Annotated in this window: 11 protein-coding genes, 8 tRNA genes, 3 rRNA genes and 1 riboswitch; of the genes, 16 read left to right on the top strand and 6 right to left on the bottom strand. The window is 45.7% G+C overall.

Going from position 1 to position 19825, the window contains the following annotated elements; genetic code table 11:
- Window positions 1-136 precede the first annotated feature (136 nt).
- The 4 genes from thiE to CC97_RS12330 form a co-directional block, all read right to left on the bottom strand.
- Window positions 137-781: a thiamine phosphate synthase gene (gene thiE / locus CC97_RS12345; RefSeq protein WP_044977027.1), complete on the bottom strand. Its 645-nt coding sequence runs from the start codon at window positions 779-781 to the stop codon at window positions 137-139.
- Window positions 782-786: 5 nt separating this feature from the next.
- Window positions 787-2085, bottom strand: a complete 1299-nt coding sequence (gene thiC / locus CC97_RS12340; protein ID WP_044975220.1) for a phosphomethylpyrimidine synthase ThiC — start codon at window positions 2083-2085, stop codon at window positions 787-789.
- Between the two features lie 131 nt (window positions 2086-2216).
- Window positions 2217-2321, bottom strand: a riboswitch (TPP riboswitch).
- Window positions 2322-2481: 160 nt separating this feature from the next.
- The gene (locus tag CC97_RS12335; RefSeq protein ID WP_044975219.1) at window positions 2482-2742 is read right to left on the bottom strand and encodes a stage V sporulation protein S; all 261 of its coding nucleotides are present in this window, start codon (window positions 2740-2742) and stop codon (window positions 2482-2484) included.
- Window positions 2743-2861: 119 nt separating this feature from the next.
- A complete protein-coding gene (locus CC97_RS12330; protein WP_044975217.1) occupies window positions 2862-3626 on the bottom strand; it encodes a TIGR00282 family metallophosphoesterase in 765 nt (254 codons plus the stop codon).
- A 221-nt stretch (window positions 3627-3847) separates the two neighbouring features.
- On the opposite strand from CC97_RS12330, the gene CC97_RS18975 reads away from it, so the two are divergent.
- The 15 genes from CC97_RS18975 (at window position 3848) to CC97_RS12255 (ending at window position 15801) form a co-directional block, all read left to right on the top strand.
- Window positions 3848-4204, top strand: a complete 357-nt coding sequence (locus tag CC97_RS18975) for an Asp23/Gls24 family envelope stress response protein (protein ID WP_049962883.1) — start codon at window positions 3848-3850, stop codon at window positions 4202-4204.
- Between the two features lie 14 nt (window positions 4205-4218).
- Window positions 4219-5850 carry a DAK2 domain-containing protein gene (locus tag CC97_RS12320; RefSeq protein ID WP_044975216.1) on the top strand — a complete coding sequence of 544 codons (1632 nt, stop codon included), beginning with the start codon at window positions 4219-4221 and terminating at the stop codon, window positions 5848-5850.
- The gene (gene recG / locus CC97_RS12315; protein ID WP_044975214.1) at window positions 5847-7883 is read left to right on the top strand and encodes an ATP-dependent DNA helicase RecG; all 2037 of its coding nucleotides are present in this window, start codon (window positions 5847-5849) and stop codon (window positions 7881-7883) included. Before CC97_RS12320 ends, recG begins: the two co-directional genes overlap by 4 nt.
- A 292-nt stretch (window positions 7884-8175) precedes the next feature.
- A tRNA-Val gene (locus CC97_RS12310) sits at window positions 8176-8251 on the top strand.
- Between the two features lie 4 nt (window positions 8252-8255).
- Window positions 8256-8329: transfer RNA gene (locus CC97_RS12305), tRNA-Asp, on the top strand.
- A 23-nt stretch (window positions 8330-8352) separates the two neighbouring features.
- Window positions 8353-8425, top strand: a tRNA-Phe gene (locus tag CC97_RS12300).
- 10 nt (window positions 8426-8435) lie between these two features.
- Window positions 8436-8508, top strand: a tRNA-Gly gene (locus tag CC97_RS12295).
- 80 nt (window positions 8509-8588) lie between these two features.
- Complete coding sequence (locus CC97_RS12290; protein WP_081850109.1) at window positions 8589-9911, top strand: hemolysin family protein; 1323 nt, start codon at window positions 8589-8591, stop codon at window positions 9909-9911.
- 368 nt (window positions 9912-10279) lie between these two features.
- Window positions 10280-11788 (top strand): 16S ribosomal RNA (locus CC97_RS12285).
- A 96-nt stretch (window positions 11789-11884) separates the two neighbouring features.
- Window positions 11885-11957 (top strand) — tRNA-Ala (locus tag CC97_RS12280).
- A 9-nt stretch (window positions 11958-11966) separates the two neighbouring features.
- Window positions 11967-12040, top strand: a tRNA-Ile gene (locus tag CC97_RS12275).
- A 195-nt stretch (window positions 12041-12235) separates the two neighbouring features.
- Window positions 12236-15060, top strand: a 23S ribosomal RNA gene (locus CC97_RS12270).
- 64 nt (window positions 15061-15124) lie between these two features.
- Window positions 15125-15241, top strand: a 5S ribosomal RNA gene (gene rrf, locus CC97_RS12265).
- Together the 16S, 23S and 5S rRNA genes with 3 tRNA genes alongside form the textbook arrangement of a ribosomal RNA operon.
- Before the next feature lie 7 nt (window positions 15242-15248).
- Window positions 15249-15325 (top strand) — tRNA-Asn (locus CC97_RS12260).
- A gap of 266 nt (window positions 15326-15591) precedes the next feature.
- The gene (locus CC97_RS12255; RefSeq protein ID WP_044975212.1) at window positions 15592-15801 is read left to right on the top strand and encodes a hypothetical protein; all 210 of its coding nucleotides are present in this window, start codon (window positions 15592-15594) and stop codon (window positions 15799-15801) included.
- Window positions 15802-16025: 224 nt separating this feature from the next.
- On the opposite strand, the gene CC97_RS12245 is transcribed toward CC97_RS12255, so the two are convergent.
- Window positions 16026-16096, bottom strand: a tRNA-Trp gene (locus CC97_RS12245).
- Between the two features lie 90 nt (window positions 16097-16186).
- Between CC97_RS12245 and CC97_RS18970 the strand changes: the two genes are divergently transcribed.
- Complete coding sequence (locus tag CC97_RS18970; protein WP_049962882.1) at window positions 16187-17065, top strand: CAP domain-containing protein; 879 nt, start codon at window positions 16187-16189, stop codon at window positions 17063-17065.
- A gap of 191 nt (window positions 17066-17256) precedes the next feature.
- On the opposite strand, the gene CC97_RS12235 is transcribed toward CC97_RS18970, so the two are convergent.
- Window positions 17257-19698 (bottom strand): bifunctional diguanylate cyclase/phosphodiesterase, encoded by a 2442-nt coding sequence (locus tag CC97_RS12235; protein WP_081850108.1) that lies wholly within the window; start codon window positions 19696-19698, stop codon window positions 17257-17259.
- Window positions 19699-19825: the final 127 nt, after the last annotated feature.

Genomic DNA, 19825 nt, shown 5'->3' with positions numbered 1-19825 from the left:
CTTGTGAAAAAGCCCCTTCTGTACAGAGGGGCTTTGTTTAGGTTTAAGGAAACGCTGATTTGTTCATAAATCTAAATCAGGACATGGGATTCGGGGCGAAGCCCCGTTTCTCCCTTACTCGTAAATCAGGGCTTACTTAATTTTTCGATATGATCTGTTCTGAAAGCGTCATCAGATAACGGCATTCCGCTTCAATGTCATCGGCAGAGAATATCGCTGAAACAAGTGCCGCACCTGCAATACCCGTACCGGCAAGCTTTATCATGTTGTCACGGGTTATTCCGCCTATGGCCACTACCGGGATCTTTACTGATGCGGTGATCCCGCGCAGAACATCATGGGAAAGCGGCTTTGCATCCGTTTTTGTAGTGCTTCCGAAAACAGCACCTGAGCCGATGTAGTCAGCACCTTCTTTTTCAGCCTTTACCGCAAGCTCAGGAAGAGCGGCTGTAACGCCTATTATCATGCCTTTTCCTGCTATCTCTCTTGCTTCCTTAAGGCTCATGTCCTTCTGGCCGATGTGGACTCCGTCAGCACCGGACTTTACAGCAATATAAGGATCATCATTTATAATGAGCGGAACGTTGTAGCTTCTGCACAGTTCCTTCATTTCAAGGGCTTCTTTCAGAAAGCTGTCTTTATCCATGTTCTTTTCACGAAGCTGAAGACAGGTTATGCCTCCGCGCATGGCGGCTTCCGCCTGCTCGAAAAGTGTCTGCTTTCCCGTCCACGCACGGTCGGTGACGGCGTACAGCTTCATCATTTTTCTGACATCATTCATACTCATCACTCGTCGAATATAGTTACGATCTCGCCGTCGAGGATTCTGTTTACGTTCTTTACCGCACAGAAATTGCCGCACATGCTGCATGTGTCCTCTTTCTGCGGCTTTGATGATTCACGGTATGCTCTTGCCTTTTCCGGATCGATGGCAGCGTCAAACATGCCTTCCCAGTCCAGTGCGTGACGTGCCTTGTCCATCTTCATATCCCAGTCAGTCACATGAGGAAGACCCTTTGCAATATCGGCTGAATGAGCGGCTATTCTTGCTGCGATTATACCTTCCTTAACGTCCTTGGCATCAGGCAGTCTTAAGTGTTCCGCCGGTGTTACATAGCAGAGGAAAGCCGCACCGTTCTGTGCAGCGATCGCACCGCCGATGGCAGATGTGATGTGGTCGTAACCCGGAGCAATGTCTGTTACTATCGGTCCGAGTACGTAGAAAGGAGCACCGTGGCACAGTGTCTTCTGTATTTCCATGTTGGCAGCAATCTGGTTCATCGGCATGTGTCCCGGACCTTCGATCATTACCTGAACGTCCTTTTCCCACGCTCTCTTTGTAAGCTCACCGAGAGTGATAAGCTCTTCTATCTGAGCCGGATCAGTTCCGTCGAAAATGCATCCCGGTCTGCATGCGTCGCCGAGACTGAGTGTCACGTCATATTCGCGGCATATCTCAAGTATCTCATCAAATCTTTCGTAGAACGGATTCTCGTTTCCGGTCATCTCCATCCATGCGAAAATGATCGATCCGCCTCGTGAGACGATGTTCATAAGACGTTTGTTCTTCTTGAATTTATCTATAGTATTCCTGTTTATACCGCAGTGGATGGTCATGAAGTCAACGCCGTCCTCGGCATGCATTCTTACGATGTCAATCCACTCGTCAGTTGTTATGGTCTTAAGCGCCTTGTGGTAGTAAACAACGGCATCATAGATAGGTACTGTACCGATCATGGCCGGGCACTCGGAAGTGAGCATTTTTCTGAACTTTCTTGTGTCGCCGTATGAGCTTAAGTCCATGATTGCCTCTGCGCCCAGATCAACGGCTTCCTGTACCTTCTTAAGCTCTTCTTCAAGGCTTGCCATATCTCTTGAAGTTCCGAGATTTACATTTATCTTGGTTGTAAGCGCTGAGCCTACACCGTTAGGAGTTATACACTTATGGAGTTTGTTGCATGGGATAATTACCTTACCCTCTGCAATAAGCTTCATGAGCTTTTCTTCATCCATGTACTCCTTTGCCGCAACGGCCTTCATCTCTTCTGTCAGTATGCCTTTTCTGGCTGCTTCCATCTGTGTCATTTATCTGCCTGCTTTCATTGTAATAGGGAAATGCTGTATGATTTACAGCTCACTGTGCGGGAACTGATCAGCATTTCGCGGTGGTGGGTGAAAATGAAAACCGGAGAGCTGTACCGCGGCACAACTCTCCGGAAAAAATCACTGTGACTTCCTACGGCGGCATTATCCGCATCAGGTCAAGGGTCGGAGATCACATCTCCCTCTCAGACTGTCAACAGACTCCCCTGTGAATAATTGCTGACTAACCGCTGATCTCCGGGCCAGAACCGATACAGATCTGCCTTGTGAAAATCCGGTCAGCATTTCCTTAAGTATAACATATGCTTTTGATGATTGTCAAGGCACAAAAAAGGGGACGACAATAGATCGCCCCCATTATATTATCCTCAACTGTAATTATCTCTGTTCGCAGATAAGCTTGATAGCTGTTCTTTCTTCGCCGTCAATTACAATGTTTGTAAATGCCGGAACGCAGATAAGATCTACCCCGATAGGAGCAAGATAGCCGCGTGCTATAGCTATAGCCTTGATTGCCTGGTTGGCTGCACCTGCACCGATAGCCTGAACTTCAACAGCTTTCTTTTCTCTGATGACGCCTGCAATTGCACCGGCTACGGAATTTGGCGAAGAGTGCGAAGAAACTTTTAAAATTTCCAAAATGAAAACCTCCTGAGTTAGATTACGTTAATTATTGTGTAAACATCTCGCCTGGCTGCAAGTACATTATACATTAACTGCATGGAATTTGCAACACTTCACGTAAATTTTTAGTAAAGTTACCTTATAACCAACCGGTTGATTTTAGTGCATATGCCGAGTTTAGTATCAATTTCAAGGACTACTGCATTTAAAAAGGCAGGGTTTTCAGATTCCCTGAAACAAACAGGAGTTTTGTATTTCTGCTTGTTTATTGCATCTTCGGAATTTACGCCGAGAACGGAAAGCTCAGGACCGGTCATTCCGGCGTCGGTTATGTATCCTGTGTGTCCTCCTAAAATGATCTCGTCAGCAGTCTGAACATGGGTGTGCGTGCCGAGTACGGCACTTACTTTTCCGGTAAGATAATGCCCCATGGCTTTTTTCTCAGATGTTGCTTCAGCATGGAAGTCAACTATTATATTTGGTGTATCTGTCTCACTCAGTATCCGGTCTATACATGAAAACGGATTGTCAAGAGCCTCCATGAAAGCAGTTCCCATGAGGTTTACAACGGCAATGCTGTATTTTCCGAAGTCGTAAATGCCGTATCCGTTTCCGACGCATCCGTCAGGATAGTTGGCCGGACGCAGAATATTGCTTTGTTCGAAGATGTTTCCGGTTTCCTTTCTCCTGAAAGCGTGATTTCCGGTAGTTATAACATCGATGCCGTATTCCAGAAGCTCCTGCGCTGACGCACTTGTGATTCCGTTTCCGGGAGCTGAATTCTCTCCGTTTGCGATCGTAAAGTCTATGCTGTATTCTTTTTTGATCCTGTAAAGATTTGACCTGATAAAGTCGCAGCCGGAACGTCCGACTACATCACCGATAAAAAGCAGATTCATTTAATGTATGTGATTCTCCATTCGTAAACTGGTCGTTTGATCCGACAGTCTTTTGTTTGCCGTACTAATAATAACACAGTTGAGTAATTTTTGTCAATCTCACGGAGTGTTGTACTTGTGCGTGGTTTGTGGTATAATAAAAGAATACACATTGGAAATTTCCGCTTTGCGGCGGGTGAGGAACATATTTCAGGATACATCTGTGTATCAGGGGGAGAACGATGAACATGCTTACTATAGAGAATCACATTGGAAAAATCAATGTTTCAGAAAAATATCTTACAGATCTTATCTGGAATACTGTTACAGGCTGCTTTGGCGTTGCCGATATGAATACAGTATCTGTGCTGGGCGACATTAAATCTGCACTCAGACTGAACAGGGCCAACCGGAACGGTGTCAGTATCAAGGTGAAGAAAAACAGGATATTTATCAGCCTTCACGTTTCAGTGACGATCGGAACCAACATATCGGCCGTAACGGGAAGTCTTAAACACCGTGTCAGATATGCCGTTGAGCAGGCTACAGGAATGGATGTAGCCGGAATAAATGTCTTTGTTGACAGCATTACAGAATAAAGGAGAATATACACGTGATAAGCGGAAAACTTTTCAGAGATGCAATTATAAACGGTGCGGTCTGCCTCGAAAATGACCGCCAGAAGGTGGATGAACTCAATGTTTATCCTGTGCCGGACGGTGATACCGGTACAAACATGTCAATGACAATAAACGCTGCAAGAAAGGAACTCGAACTGTTAAGTGATGACGTTTCCGTATCAAAGGTGGCAGATACTGCTGCCTCAGCTATGCTCCGCGGAGCAAGGGGAAATTCAGGCGTTATCCTTTCAATTCTGTTCCGTGGATTTTCAAAGGCGTTCAAGGATCTGGAATCGGCCGGTTGTGTTCATTTTTCAAACGCACTTGAACACGGGGTCGATGCAGCATACAAGGCAGTAATGAAACCTACTGAGGGAACTATTCTTACTGTAGCCCGGCTTGCTTCCCAGACTGCTCAGAAATCTTCCAGAGCAACAAATGAAGTGCCGGTTTTCTGGAAAACGGTATATGATGCAGCATCAGAAGCTCTCGCAAAAACACCGGAAATGCTTCCTATACTGAAAAAGTCAGGCGTGGTTGATGCCGGCGGACAGGGCCTTGTCATCATATTCAGAGCCATGCTTGATGTGTTCGAAGGCAGATCTGTTTCGTCAGTTAAGGAAACGGTTTCTTCAGGAGATACCGCTGCGGAAAGTGACGGCGCAGATGAGGCAGATATCAGATTCACATACTGTACCGAGTGTATAATCACCAAGTCCGCAGGCTGCAGGGATGCCGCTTCGCTCAGGGCTTATCTTGAAACGATAGGTGACTGTGTTCTTGTAGTCGATGACGAAGAGATCATCAAGGTTCACGTTCATACGAATGAACCTGGTAACGTTCTTCAGAAAGCTCTTGAATACGGATATATCAATCTTCCTAAAATAGAGAACATGAAGCTCCAGCATGACGGAAAAGTAAAGGAAAAGGCACAGAAGAACAAGGTGCGCCGTACAAGACCGGAGAAAAAATACGGCTTTGTTGCAGTTGCTGCCGGACACGGTGTTGAGGCGCTTTTCCGCGACCTCGGTGCTGACTGCATAGTAACAGGCGGACAGACGATGAATCCTTCTACCGAAGATATCATAAATGCTGTTTACAGCACTCCTGCTGAAACAGTATTCATTCTGCCTAACAACAAGAATATAATTATGGCAGCTGAGCAGGCAGTAAGATTTGCCGACCGCGGTGTATGTGTTCTTCAGACAAGGACCATACCTCAGGGTATTGCCGCAATGCTTGCGTTTGATGAATCAGCGGATGTTTCCGACAACAGGACAGCGATGACAAAAGCTTTTGAAAAGGTTTCGACAGGTCTTGTTACATTTGCTGCCCGCAATACAGAGTTTGACGGGAAACAGATCAAAAAGGGTGAGATAATTGCACTTGACAACAACAAGCTTGCATTCACCGACAAAGATGTTACCAGAGTAATGGTCAGACTTGTAAAGAAGCTTGTAAACAGTGAAACTTCCTATGTTACACTTATTTACGGTGCTGATGTTACAGATGAAAGTGCTGAAAAAATGCACAGACTTATTTCACAGAAACTCGGCGACAAGGTAGAAGTAATGCTGGTCAACGGCGGTCAGCCGGTATACTACTACATTATTTCAGTAGAATGACGGGCCTTCTTAAACCAGTGACCGTACTGAAAGGCGTGGCTGCCAGGCGTGCAGAACTTTATGCAAAGCTTGGTATATGCACGCCTTTTGATCTTCTTTACCACATACCGCGAAACTACATCGACTACAGCTCGCCTGTCCGCATTAATGAAGCGCAGCTCAATGAGAACAATGTAGTTGCCGGTACTGTGCTCAAGAAGTTTCCGGAACAGAAAATAAGAAAGGGACTTTCAATATTCAAAGCGGTCGTTTCATGTGATGGTGTTCCTTTTACAGTTGTGTTCTACAATAACGTCTATACATTTGACGGGCTTAATGAAGACGAAGACTATGTTTTTTACGGAAAGGTCACAGGAAATCTCGTTTCGCGTGAGATGAATTCCCCGAAATACATTCCGGCAGGAGCTTCCGATACCCTGCGTGCGGTTTATCCGCTTACAGCAGGTCTTACGAATACCATGGTCCGCACAAACGTGGCTGAGTCGCTCAAAATGCTCGCTGCCGAGCCGCTTGAATTCCTTCCGGAGAGCATAAAAAAGGAAAACGGTCTCTGCGATCTTGACTACGCGCTTAAGAATATCCACGTTCCTGAAAACATGGATGCCATGAAGCGTTCGCGGTACAGACTCGCCTTTGATGAGCTGCTGAACCTTCAGCTCGGCATGCGCATGCTCCGCCACCGCAACTCTGATGCAGCCGCCGGATGCGTTATGTCAGCTGATATATCCGTGGATGAATTTAAGGACGGACTTCCGTTTACCATGACCGGAGCTCAGTCTGCTTCCGTGGACGATATAGTAAAAGATATGTGCGGAAAACGTCCTATGAACCGCCTGCTTCAGGGCGACGTGGGAAGCGGTAAAACTGCCGTTGCGGCTGCGGCATGCTTTTTTGCAGTGAAAAATTCATGCCAGTGTGCTCTTATGGCGCCTACCGAGATACTTGCTTCCCAGCACTTCAGAACACTGAGCGGTTTCCTCACACCTTTCGGCATAAGAGTCTGCGAACTTACCGGATCCATGACAGCGCGTCAGAAAAATACTGTTAAGGCAGCTATAGAAGCCGGCGAATATGATGTAGTGGTCGGCACGCACGCAGTTATCCAGAAAGATGTTGTGTTTAAAAAGCTTGCTCTTGTAATAACTGATGAGCAGCACCGTTTCGGAGTGGGACAGAGAAACGCTCTTGCAATGAAGGGGGAAAATCCGCACAGACTTGTAATGTCTGCAACGCCAATTCCGAGAACACTTGCCATGATGATCTACGGCGATCTGGACATAAGCATAATAAACGAACTTCCGGCCGGAAGAATGCCTGTTGAGACCTATGCTGTTACTGGCGGATACCGTGAACGTGCTTACGAATTTATCAGGAAGCATGTAAACGAGGGAAGACAGGCCTACATAGTATGTCCGGTCATCGAACAGAGCGAAACGGAACTTAAGTCCGCAGTCGAATACAAGGAAAACATCGAGCTTAAATATTTCCCGGAATTCCGCGTGGGACTTCTCCACGGAAAAATGACTCCGGCGGAAAAAGATGAAGTGATGAATGACTTCAAGGAGGGACGAACTGATATACTTGTGTCCACGACTGTAGTGGAAGTTGGCGTGGATGTACCTAATGCCGTAGTTATGATGATAGAGAATGCCGACCGTTTCGGTCTTTCACAGCTTCATCAGCTCAGGGGACGTGTCGGACGCGGAAAGGAAAAGAGTTACTGCATTCTTGTGACTGACAGCCGCAGCGAGGAAGCGAAGAAACGTCTGAAGATAATCAGTTCGCTCACGGACGGTTTTAAGATATCGGAAGAGGACCTGAAGCTTCGCGGACCCGGAGACTTTTTCGGCAACAGACAGCACGGCCTTCCTGAACTTAAAATAGCTGACCTGGCGGCAGACACGCATATGCTTGCACTTACATCGGCGGCTGCGGAAAAGATAATCGAAGCTGATCCGGAACTTACATCACCGGAAAACAACGGCCTCCGCGGTGAAGTGATGAGACTCTTTGCTTCATCGTCCGGCGGATGATATACGAAATGCAGACAGTGAACGTGAAAAAAGCGTTCACTGTTTTTTGCGGTTCGGACCGCAGTCTTTACAGAAACAAAAGGCGGGACAGGTGAAACGTCCGGATTCGTAAACTTTGTTTGCTATTACTCCACAAATCTTTCCGGTTCTGAACAAAAATAATGCAATATTCACAAACAAAGAATTTATAAAAATTTTTTCAAAAAAAGTGTTGACAAGAGCCTTGCAATGTGGTAAAATAAATATCGTCGTCAGAGAGGAAACGGAAACGAAACCTCAAAGATGAAAGTTTGGGAGCATAGCTCAGCTGGGAGAGCATCTGCCTTACAAGCAGAGGGTCATAGGTTCGAGCCCTATTGTTCCCACCAAACTGGCCCGGTAGTTCAGCTGGTTAGAACGCCGCCCTGTCACGGCGGAGGTCGTGAGTTCGAACCTCATCCGGGTCGCTCGTCTGAATAGGACGTAAAATGCCTCTGTAGCTCAGTCGGTAGAGCAGGGGACTGAAAATCCCCGTGTCGATGGTTCGATTCCGTCCGGAGGCATCATAAAAATGCGGATTTAGCTCATCTGGTAGAGCGCCACCTTGCCAAGGTGGAGGTAGCGAGTTCGAGCCTCGTAATCCGCTTTCTTTTTTTATATTGAGAAGGTTCAAAGGTCTGTTTCAGACCTTTTTTTGTTATTTATAAGTTTGTAAAGGAGAAAAATATGTCACCTGACGGGAGTAGTCTGCCTGTTCTGTTATGTTTTTTTATAGTGTTAAGAGCTTTTTACGCATTTCTGGAGCATGCAGTTATTGAAGCAAATGATTCGAAAATAAAGGAACTTGCTGAAACGGAGCCGGGATACCGGAAGCTTCGCGATTTTCTTGCTGCGCCGGATACTATGCTTGGCTCATTTATAGTACACCGTACGCTTTCCGGAATGTGTATCGGGGCAGTCCTCGTTTTTATGATGAGCGATCTGCTCAAAGCAGAAGGCTATATGGAGATTCTGTGGACCATTCTGTCTGTGATTGGTGCGTCGGTAGTGGTATCGGCACTTGCTGATGAGATACCAAGAAGACTTGCTGAAAAATATGCGTCGGAAAAAACAGCTCTGAAGGCATATCCTTTTGTAAGAGCACTCATGATCATTATGAGACCTTTTACACTTCTGATAAACGGCCTTTCGTTTGTCGCCGGAAAGCTTTTCGGTGTATCGGCCCGTTCAAAAGTCGAAACAGTCACTGAAGAAGAGATCCTCATGATGGTCGATGCCGGAAATGAAACGGGCGTTATCGAAGAGAGCCAGAAGGAAATGATCAATAATATATTCGAATTCGGCGACGTTAAGGTGTCTGAGATCATGACTCACAGAACTGATATTGTCGGACTCGAAGTGAATGACAAGATACGCGATATAGTATATCTTGCAATAAACAAAGGCTTTTCAAGGCTTCCGGTTTACGACGGTTCGATCGACAAAATAATAGGTATTATCTACGTCAAGGATTTTCTGTGCCTGGTCGGCCATGAAGATACTGATGAACTGACGATTCGCGATTTTATGCATGAGGCTCTGTACATTCCTGCCTCGAACAAATGCGATGAAGTGTTCGAGATCATGACGAAGAAAAAAATGCAGATGGCGATTCTTGTTGATGAATACGGCGGTACAGCCGGAATCGTAACTATGGAAGACATTCTTGAAGAGATAGTCGGAAATATTCAGGATGAATACGACGAGGAAGAGCAGGAGATAACAAACATTTCGGAAGGTGTTTACATGATATCCGGTGCTGCAGATCCTGAAGATGTGATGTCTGTTCTTCATGTGAAACTTCCGGAATCAAGGGAATACGATACCATGAATGCAATGGTAGTCGATCTTCTCGGCAGGATCCCGACGGAAAAGGAAGCACCGTCCGTTATCTATGAAAATATCGAGTTTACAGTCATGGTCATGGAAGACAACTGGGTATCAAAGATCAAGGCCGTTGTGCTGGAAACGAAAGATAAAGAAAAAGACAAAGATGAAGAAGAGGACTGATGGCCAGTCCTCTTTTTGCATTTGAGAAAAACCGAACGGGACAGAGGACGAATGAAAACCGTGTTTTTGCTTTGACGTGCCCGGATATTACTAAGAAACAGAATTCAGAAAAAATTTAAAAAAAGTATTGACAAATAAATTTCACTGTGGTATAATTAAAAAGCTGTCGGACGAGAGAACACTCCGAAAGACAGAACAATAAGTATCTTGAAAATTGAACAATGCACTAAACAATACCCTTGAAGATTCTTTGAGATTTCTCGAAAGAATTATTTAAGAAGTCAAGCAGAAGACATAATAAAATCTGCAGCTAAGTATTCTGAACAGAGTACAGGAAAGATAATAAACCGGAAGGTTATTATAGAACTTTTATAAAGAGTTTGATCCTGGCTCAGGATGAACGCTGGCGGCACGCCTAACACATGCAAGTCGAACGGAGTTTAAGAGAGCTTGCTCTTTTAAACTTAGTGGCGGACGGGTGAGTAACACGTGAGCAACCTGCCTTTCAGAGAGGGATAGCTTCTGGAAACGGATGGTAATACCTCATAACATATTGATACGGCATCGTATTGATATCAAAGATTTATCGCTGAAAGATGGGCTCGCGTCTGATTAGCTGGTTGGTGAGGTAACGGCCCACCAAGGCAACGATCAGTAGCCGGACTGAGAGGTTGAACGGCCACATTGGGACTGAGACACGGCCCAGACTCCTACGGGAGGCAGCAGTGGGGAATATTGCACAATGGGCGCAAGCCTGATGCAGCGATGCCGCGTGAGGGAAGAAGGTTTTCGGATTGTAAACCTCTGTCATCGGGGACGAAAATGACGGTACCCGAGAAGGAAGCTCCGGCTAACTACGTGCCAGCAGCCGCGGTAATACGTAGGGAGCAAGCGTTATCCGGAATTACTGGGTGTAAAGGGAGTGTAGGCGGGACTGCAAGTCAGATGTGAAATATGCCGGCTCAACTGGCAGACTGCATTTGAAACTGTGGTTCTTGAGTGAAGTAGAGGTAAGCGGAATTCCTAGTGTAGCGGTGAAATGCGTAGATATTAGGAGGAACATCAGTGGCGAAGGCGGCTTACTGGGCTTTAACTGACGCTGAGGCTCGAAAGCGTGGGGAGCAAACAGGATTAGATACCCTGGTAGTCCACGCTGTAAACGATGATTACTAGGTGTGGGGGGACTGACCCCTTCCGTGCCGCAGTTAACACAATAAGTAATCCACCTGGGGAGTACGGCCGCAAGGCTGAAACTCAAAGGAATTGACGGGGGCCCGCACAAGCAGTGGAGTATGTGGTTTAATTCGAAGCAACGCGAAGAACCTTACCAGGTCTTGACATCGAGTGAAGATCATAGAGATATGATCGTCTTCGGACACAAAGACAGGTGGTGCATGGTTGTCGTCAGCTCGTGTCGTGAGATGTTGGGTTAAGTCCCGCAACGAGCGCAACCCTTACCATTAGTTGCTACGCAAGAGCACTCTAATGGGACTGCCGTTGACAAAACGGAGGAAGGTGGGGATGACGTCAAATCATCATGCCCCTTATGACCTGGGCTACACACGTACTACAATGGCAATCGAACAGAGGGAAGCAATACAGCGATGTAAAGCAAAACCCGAAAAATTGTCTCAGTTCGGATTGCAGGCTGCAACCCGCCTGCATGAAGTCGGAATTGCTAGTAATCGCAGATCAGCATGCTGCGGTGAATACGTTCCCGGGCCTTGTACACACCGCCCGTCACACCATGGGAGTCGGTAACACCCGAAGCCAGTAGTCCAACCGCAAGGAGGACGCTGTCGAAGGTGGGATTGATGACTGGGGTGAAGTCGTAACAAGGTAGCCGTATCGGAAGGTGCGGCTGGATCACCTCCTTTCTAAGGAGAACCGTTCTTCATGAAGAAGAACAAAATTCCTAAGGTTAGTTCATGGGTTAGGCATTGTTCAGCTTTGAGGATACTTATCCTTAAAATGGGGGTATAGCTCAGCTGGGAGAGCACCTGCTTTGCAAGCAGGGGGTCAGGAGTTCGATCCTCCTTATCTCCATTCTTAATTGGGCGCATAGCTCAGGTGGTTAGAGCGCACGCCTGATAAGCGTGAGGTCGATGGTTCGAATCCATTTGTGCCCACTCATTAAGAACAGATATCAGATGATAAAAAGTTATCCTCTGATATGTATTCTTAATGAATACAAACCAAAGCATCTTGAAAACTGAATATTAAGATATTAAAACTACGAGAAGAAGAACGACAATTTAAAAAACAAGTTTTTTTAATAGTCAGGTAACAAAATTCTACAGACATAATTTCGAACTGATACAAAAGGTAAAGCTAATAAGAGCGTATGGAGAATGCCTTGGCATTGGGAGCCGATGAAGGACGTGGTCAGCTGCGATAAGCTGCGCGGAGCTGTAAGCAAGCATTGATGCGCAGATTTCCGAATGGAGCAATCCGCATGATTAACAGTCATGCATCATACAGTGAATCAATAGCTGTATGAGGGGAACCCCCTGAACTGAAACATCTAAGTAGGGGGAGGAAGAGAAATCAAACGAGATTTTGTGAGTAGTGGCGAGCGAAAGCGAAAGAGGCCAAACCGGGAACAGCAATGCTCCCGGGGTTGAGGACTGCATTTAGCATTTTAAGTTTTAGCTGAAGTGCATGGGAAGGCACACCAGAGAATGTGACAGTCATGTAAGCGAAAAGACGAGAAAGCGAGCAGGATCCAGAGTACCGCCGGACACGTGAAATCCGGTGGGAAGCCGGGGGGACCACCCTCCAAGCCTGAATACTACCCAATGACCGATAGCGAAGAGTACTGTGAAGGAAAGGTGAAAAGAACCCCGGGAGGGGAGTGAAAAAGAACCTGAAACCATATGCTTACAAGCACATAGAGCACGTCAAGGTGTGATATGGTACCTATTGTAGAATGGTCCGGCGAGTTATCTTACTCAGCAAGGTTAAGTACTTAAGGTACGGAGCCGAAGCGAGAGCGAGTCTTAACAGGGCGTTAAGTTGAGTGAGATAGACCCGAAACCGAGTGACCTAGCCATGTCCAGGCTGAAGTGGAGGTAAAGCTCCATGGAGGGCCGAACCGACCCCCGTTGAAAAGGTGGCGGATGAGGTGTGGCTAGCGGAGAAATTCCAATCGAACTCGGATATAGCTGGTTCTCCTCGAAATAGCTTTAGGGCTAGCGTTGTGAATGATTACCGGAGGTAAAGCACTGAATGGGCTAGGGGTCGAGAGATTACTGAACCCTATCAAACTAAGAATGCCGGATAATAAGATCACAGCAGTCAGACCGTGTGAGATAAGTCTCACGGTCAAAAGGGAAAGAGCCCAGACCCACAGCTAAGGTCCCCAAACAGGTTTAAGTGGAAAAGGATGTGGGGTTGCCCAGACAACCAGGATGTTGGCTTAGAAGCAGCCACTCATTAAAAGAGTGCGTAATAGCTCACTGGTCGAGTGACCCTGCGCCGAAAATTCAACGGGGCTAAAATCTGTACCGAAGCTTGGGATTGATACGTAAGTATCAGTGGTAGAGGAGCGTCGTATCGAGGGTGAAGTCATAGCGGAAGCGATGGTGGACGAGATACGAGTGAGAATGCCGGAATGAGTAGCGAGAATTATGTGAGAATCATAATGGCCGAAAGTCTAAGGTTTTAGGAGGAAGGTTCGTCCGCTCCTAGTAAGCCGGGAGCTAAGGTGAGGCGGAAACGCGTAGCCGATGCACATACGGTGGAAATTCCGTAGCCTCCGAAGTATTTAAGCATGAGGACACTTTTGAAGCGAATAGCCGGGCGCTGGTTGCCCCGGTCGTAAGGGACTGCAATAGCGGGAAGTATTAGTGGAAAGAGGCGAGAAAAGTCATGTGTATATACAAGGAGCCCGTACCGCAAACCGACACAGGTAGACAGGAAGAGAATTCTAAGGCCAACGGGAGAAAGGTTGTTAAGGAACTCGGCAAGTTGACCCCGTAACTTCGGGAGAAGGGGTACTCAGAAATGAGTCGCAGAGAATAGGCCCAAGCGACTGTTTAGCAAAAACACAGCTCTATGCTAAATCGAAAGATGACGTATATGGGGTGACACCTGCCCGGTGCCGGAAGGTTAAGAGGAGGAGTGAGAGCTCTGAATTGAAGCCCCGGTAAACGGCGGCCGTAACTATAACGGTCCTAAGGTAGCGAAATTCCTTGTCAGGTAAGTTCTGACCCGCACGAATGGTGTAACGATTTGGGCACTGTCTCAACAACCTACCCGGCGAAATTGTAGTACCGGTGAAGATGCCGGTTACCTGCGACTAGACGGAAAGACCCCATGGAGCTTCACTGTAGCTTAATATTGGATTTCGGTATTTCATGTACAGGATAGGTGGGAGACTGGGAAACACGGACGTCAGTTTGTGTGGAGTCGCTGTTGGGATACCACTCTTGAAGTGCTGGAATTCTAACCTGTGACCATGAATCTGGTCAGGGGACAATGTTAGGTGGGCAGTTTGACTGGGGCGGTCGCCTCCTAAAAGGTAACGGAGGCGCTCAAAGGTTGGCTCAGTATGGATGGAAACCATACCAGAGAGTGTAAACGCAAAAGCCAGCCTGACTGCGAGACTGACGGGTCGAGCAGGAACGAAAGTTGGAGTTAGTGATCCGGCGGTATGTGAGTGGAAATGCCGTCGCTCAACGGATAAAAGCTACCCTGGGGATAACAGGCTGATCTCCCCCAAGAGTCCACATCGACGGGGAGGTTTGGCACCTCGATGTCGGCTCATCGCATCCTGGGGCTGAATTCGGTCCCAAGGGTTTGGCTGTTCGCCAATTAAAGCGGTACGCGAGCTGGGTTCAGAACGTCGTGAGACAGTTCGGTCCCTATCTGTCGTGGGCGAAGGATATTTGAAAGGAGCTGTCCCTAGTACGAGAGGACCGGGATGGACGCACCTCTGGTGCACCAGTTGTCACGCCAGTGGCACAGCTGGGCAGCTAAGTGCGGATCGGATAAACGCTGAAGGCATCTAAGCGTGAAGCCGGCCTTAAGATAAGATATCCCATCGAAAGAGTAAGACCCCTCAAAGACTAAGAGGTTGATAGGCTTAACGTGTAAGCATCGTGAGGTGTTAAGCGAGTGAGTACTAATCGGTCGAGGGCTTTTCCTAGAGTATCAGGAAAGTCTGTAGAGAAATCGTAGAAAGAAAATCGGAAATATTCAGTTTAAAGATAGTCGGTGTTAATGGCAAAGAGGTCCCACCTGTTCCCATTCCGAACACAGAAGTTAAGCTCTTTTACGTCGAAAATACTCGGTTGGCGACGACCCGGGAAGATAGATAGACGCCGGCACAAATATTCCTCCGTAGCTCAGTCGGTAGTAGCACCTGACTGTTAATCAGGGTGTCACTGGTTCAAGTCCAGTCGGGGGAGCCAGAAATGATCCGTACATCGTTTGGTGTACGGATTTTTTTATTATTATAAAGTATAAACCTGTTTTGTTATTTTTGTACAAAAAACGGAGCAATAAATAGTTATCCCACAGTTGAATTTAGATAGAAACGATATTGAAATGATGAAATAAATAGGTTATAATAATATATGTAGGAAATGACAGCAGACCGGAAGGCCGATAATGAATAAATTTCTTATTGCTGTTCGCTTTAAGCGGACACTGACCTTATAACTGAAAGGTAATTATTATGAATATCAAATTAAATTCAAACAGGGATCTTAAAGGTTTTATGGCGTCTGTACATAAGCTTGGCGGAGCAGCCAGAGCAGTTCAGGGTGAAACTAATGTTGATGCGAAAAGCACGCTTGGTATTGCTTCAATAATGGCAAACGGTGAGTTTGAACTCAGGTTTATAAACTGTACTGACAACGGATTGTTTGATAAGTGGAAGGTATAATATAAATACGTCCGGATATACAGGCAGTATTACTGCACGTATGTTATCAAGCTGACAGATACTGAAATGATCCCCTGTATGTATGATTATATGCAGGGGTATTATTATGAGATCTCGGATCAGTGGTTCTGATCTGGTAACAGTATTTCAGTGCTGAATGTTCTGTCAGTTTTACGTTTACCGCATAAACAAAAAAGGCTTCCGGATTAACCGAAAGCCTGAAGCAGGGGTGGTAAGAATCGAACTCACGTCAAAGGTTTTGGAGACCCCTATTCTACCATTGAACCACACCCCTATGTATTAAGTGTTTTCAACGATAATTATTATACCACATTTGAAAGCGCTTGTCAATAGTTTATTTCAAAAAATTCAGGGAGGAATTGAAGTGAAAAAAGATACAGTAACAGGGATCGCTGCAGCTGTAATTGTCGCAGGATACTCGGTACTGGGTTTCTGTACACAGCGCTGGGTAAATCAGAAGGAATCTGCAGAACGGTCCGTTGCAGCTGATAACAGGGAAGTCTGCGTTTCACAGACGCTAACGGAAACATCATCTTATACTGAAGCGGTTACTTCCGTGGTAACTTCAGCTGTTTCATCAGATTTATATACGTCTCAGACATTTGTTACCTCAGTGTCAGTGACTGATGTCTCAGATATAACAACTACAGAAGTTTCACATACAACTGCAGTGGAGACGGCAGCGGAAACTGAACAGCATATAACAGAACCGCCTGTTACGGAAGCAGAAAAGCCTGTGGAAACAGAACCTCCGCGCAGGCCTGAGCCTGAACCGCAGCCTCAGCCTGAACCGGAACCGGAACCTGAACCTCAGCCGGAACCCGAGCCGGAACCTGCGCCATCGATCCCTGATTCAGCAAGTGAATTTCAGCGTGAGCTTTTCAGACTTGTCAATCAGAGAAGAAGTGAAGTGGGTGTAGGTCTGCTGCAGTGTACTGAATTATATAATTCAGGAGCGAGTATCAGAGCATCAGAAATAACGGAAAAATTTGATCATATACGTCCGGGCGGGGAAGAACGCGAATGGTATACGATTTTTACTGATCTCGGAATACCGGCAGGATATATGGGAGAAAATATAGCTGCAGGCAGCTCAACACCTGAAGATGTGTTTAATCAGTGGTGTGATTCGCCGCAGCATTATGCCAATATGATAAACGGAAACTATAAATATATAGGAATAGGATACTTTAATAAGCCGGACAGCGAATATCAGCATTACTGGGTACAGCTTTTCGGTTGATCACGGTGAATACCTGAAATGATCTTTGATATCCTGCAGGTCAGCAAATTTCATTTGTTTCATACGTATAAATATAAATCAGCATATCACATAAAATAACCCCCTTAGTGATTAACACTTTTGTTTTCTAAAGTGTCTACTCTAAGGGGATTATATCATAGTGATATGCTGATTTTTTTGATCAGGGTTTCTTATTCTTTAATTCTGGTAGCAGAACCGTATGCCTTGAATGGTCTGCCTGTCTCGTCGAATTCTGTTGTGTACCTTATCATAAATGGTATCCGCTGGCTGGTAAGAGGTATAACACCTTCAATATGCCGGGCACCTGATTCAAGCTGCTTCATCCAGTCATAGTACATATCTTTATAGTCGGAAGGGAACAGTCCCGATTCAAATACAGGCTCAGGATAATTCTTCACTACAGAAGGAAGACCGAGATTTTTCCGGCAGCGGTAGCACGGAAGCATTTCTTTCGTTAGTATATTGTACTCCCACATGTAAACATCTATCTGTTCAAAAGCACGTTTGAAATTTTCTTCTTCATGCAGAAGTTCGCGGTATTTCTTTTCCTGTGTCGTAATGTTTTTTATTCTTGAATAGAACAGATAGTTGTCTCCGCTTTTTCCGAGCAGCTGGATTGTGCTTCTTATCAGGAGACGTTCTTCACCGCAGCATTTAGACTTTAAAGTGCGCCATGTAATGCATTCCTCTTCCTGACCGGTTTCGATTATACGCTCAAGAGTACCGATATAGACGTCTTTGGCGGTCTCGTCAAAATAGCGCCAGGATTCTGCTGTCATCAGATCGTGTTCGGTCATATTCATGCCTATTTCCTGGAGAAATTTTTTGTTCACGCGGATTATGTCTGCGTTACCGTTCTTGTATTCAAAAACAGCGGCGCCTCCGACGAAATTGTTGAATATGAAGGATTCGGCAGCATCGTTTGTAAGAAAATCAAATGCTACTTCAGCGTTTTCTTCCGTTGAACGCATATGCGTAAGGGCTATTCCTGTGGCGCTGTTCTGAAGAAGTCCCATGTAATCAAGCTCTGAAAGCGGTTTTGAATAATAGAATCCCTGAATGTAGTAACAGCCGATGCTTTCAAGAAAATCGGCCTGTTCCGCTGTTTCAACGCCTTCAGCGATAACCGGCAGATTAAGCCAGTTCACCATACGGACTACAGAGCTTAGTATAGTTGCTCCGCGCTTGTTGCTGCTTTTATCCTCGTCAAGGAATTTCATGTCGAGCTTTATTATGTCAAAGTCGATATCCTTCAGAATGTTCAGAGATGAGTAGCCGCTGCCGAAGTCATCCATTTCAACTATATAGCCGTAGCTGTGAAGCTTGCGTACTGCTTCATTGATGAATTCGCTGTTTCCGAGAGTAGCGGATTCTGTGATCTCGACACGTATGTATTTTGAAGGGACAGCGTACTGTCTGCGTATATCTTCAAGCTTTTCTATAAAGTCCGGACTGAAAATATCGTAACGTGTGAGATTGATCGATACCGGTACCATGTGTACTTTATTTTCAATACATCTGCTCAGGAACTGACAGACCTTTTCAAACACGTACATATCGAGCTTGGTAATAAAGCCGTTTTTCTCATAAATAGGGATGAAAACACCCGGCGAGATAAGACCACGTTCCGGATGACGCCAGCGCACAAGTGCTTCAGCTCCGACTATAAGGCCGGTAGTGTGATTGTACTGCGGCTGGTAGTAGACCACGAACTGCTCTTCCCTGAGAGCTGTTTTCATAAGTCCTGAGATCTCCTGCTCTGTAAGCAGATCGTTTCTCAGTGTTTCCTGATATACTGTGAATTTGCGGGTGTAGCTGCCTTTAATTGATTTCTGGGCTATTATGGCACGGTCCACGGCGCCTTCTGCGTTTACGCATTTGTCCATTACATAGATTCCGGCGTTGCACATTACCTCAAGGGAAAGATCAAAATTGGAAACACGCTCAAGAAACTCAGTTATGAAGTCGTTGACCATATCTCTTGAGCATCGGGTATAGAACATGAAACGGTCAGATTCTATACGGCATCCGAATCCGGAATTTCCAATTGTTTTATTTATAACTTCGGCGACATGTTTTAAAAGCTCGTCACCTTTTTTGGCTCCGAATATATCGTTTATCATCTTGAAACGTATAACGTCAAGATAAACTACAATGTGCTGCTTTATTTCATTTTCCGAACGGACTGTCATAAGATCGTTGAGTTCTTCAATAAATGCGTTCTTGGTAAGCAGACCGGTCAGTTCATCCTTGTCGCTCAGGGGATAACGGTTCACAATACTCATTGAGATCGTTACTGTCCTGTTGAACGGATTTTTAAGAAATATAGTATTGACTTTTTTATAGTCGGAATCTGCTCTCATGCTGAGCTCTTCATTAGCCACAGTACGTGAGTCGTCAGCTATCAGTGCATTCAGCGCTTTTCTGAAGATTTTTCCGGTTCCAGCTGCTGCGATCCCTGTTTCGTCAAGTATATCCCAGAGTGGTCTTTTGTCAAAATGATCTCCGAATATTTCCGTTACTTCACGTGAATAATTAAATATATCTTTATCATAATCATATGTTATGAAGGCATTCCGGTACAGACATTGTTTCTGCGGCCTTGGCATCATTATCCCCTCCCTTGCAAGATAATAAACTCATTTTAGTTATTATACCATAAAATTAAGAATATTTCAATCAAAAAATGCTCGATTGATATAAAAATATATTCCGCATATTTGTAAAAAAAACACCCTG

The organism is Ruminococcus sp. HUN007 (genome assembly GCF_000712055.1).
Taxonomy (GTDB): Bacteria; Bacillota; Clostridia; order Oscillospirales; family Ruminococcaceae; genus HUN007.
Note: the sequence above shows the minus strand (reverse complement) of the source record. Positions and strands in the feature narration are given on the sequence as shown.

What these genes read in the sequence shown, in the direction of transcription:
- thiC (WP_044975220.1), bottom strand. Translation starts at nt 2,085, where the DNA reads ATGACACAGATGGAAGCAGCCAGAAAAGGCATACTGACAGAAGAGATG.
- thiE (WP_044977027.1), bottom strand. Translation starts at nt 781, where the DNA reads ATGAATGATGTCAGAAAAATGATGAAGCTGTACGCCGTCACCGACCGT.
- CC97_RS12235 (WP_081850108.1), bottom strand. Translation starts at nt 19,698, where the DNA reads ATGATGCCAAGGCCGCAGAAACAATGTCTGTACCGGAATGCCTTCATA.
- CC97_RS12290 (WP_081850109.1), top strand. Translation starts at nt 8,589, where the DNA reads ATGTCACCTGACGGGAGTAGTCTGCCTGTTCTGTTATGTTTTTTTATA.
- CC97_RS18975 (WP_049962883.1), top strand. Translation starts at nt 3,848, where the DNA reads ATGAACATGCTTACTATAGAGAATCACATTGGAAAAATCAATGTTTCA.
- recG (WP_044975214.1), top strand. Translation starts at nt 5,847, where the DNA reads ATGACGGGCCTTCTTAAACCAGTGACCGTACTGAAAGGCGTGGCTGCC.
- CC97_RS12255 (WP_044975212.1), top strand. Translation starts at nt 15,592, where the DNA reads ATGAATATCAAATTAAATTCAAACAGGGATCTTAAAGGTTTTATGGCG.
- CC97_RS12330 (WP_044975217.1), bottom strand. Translation starts at nt 3,626, where the DNA reads ATGAATCTGCTTTTTATCGGTGATGTAGTCGGACGTTCCGGCTGCGAC.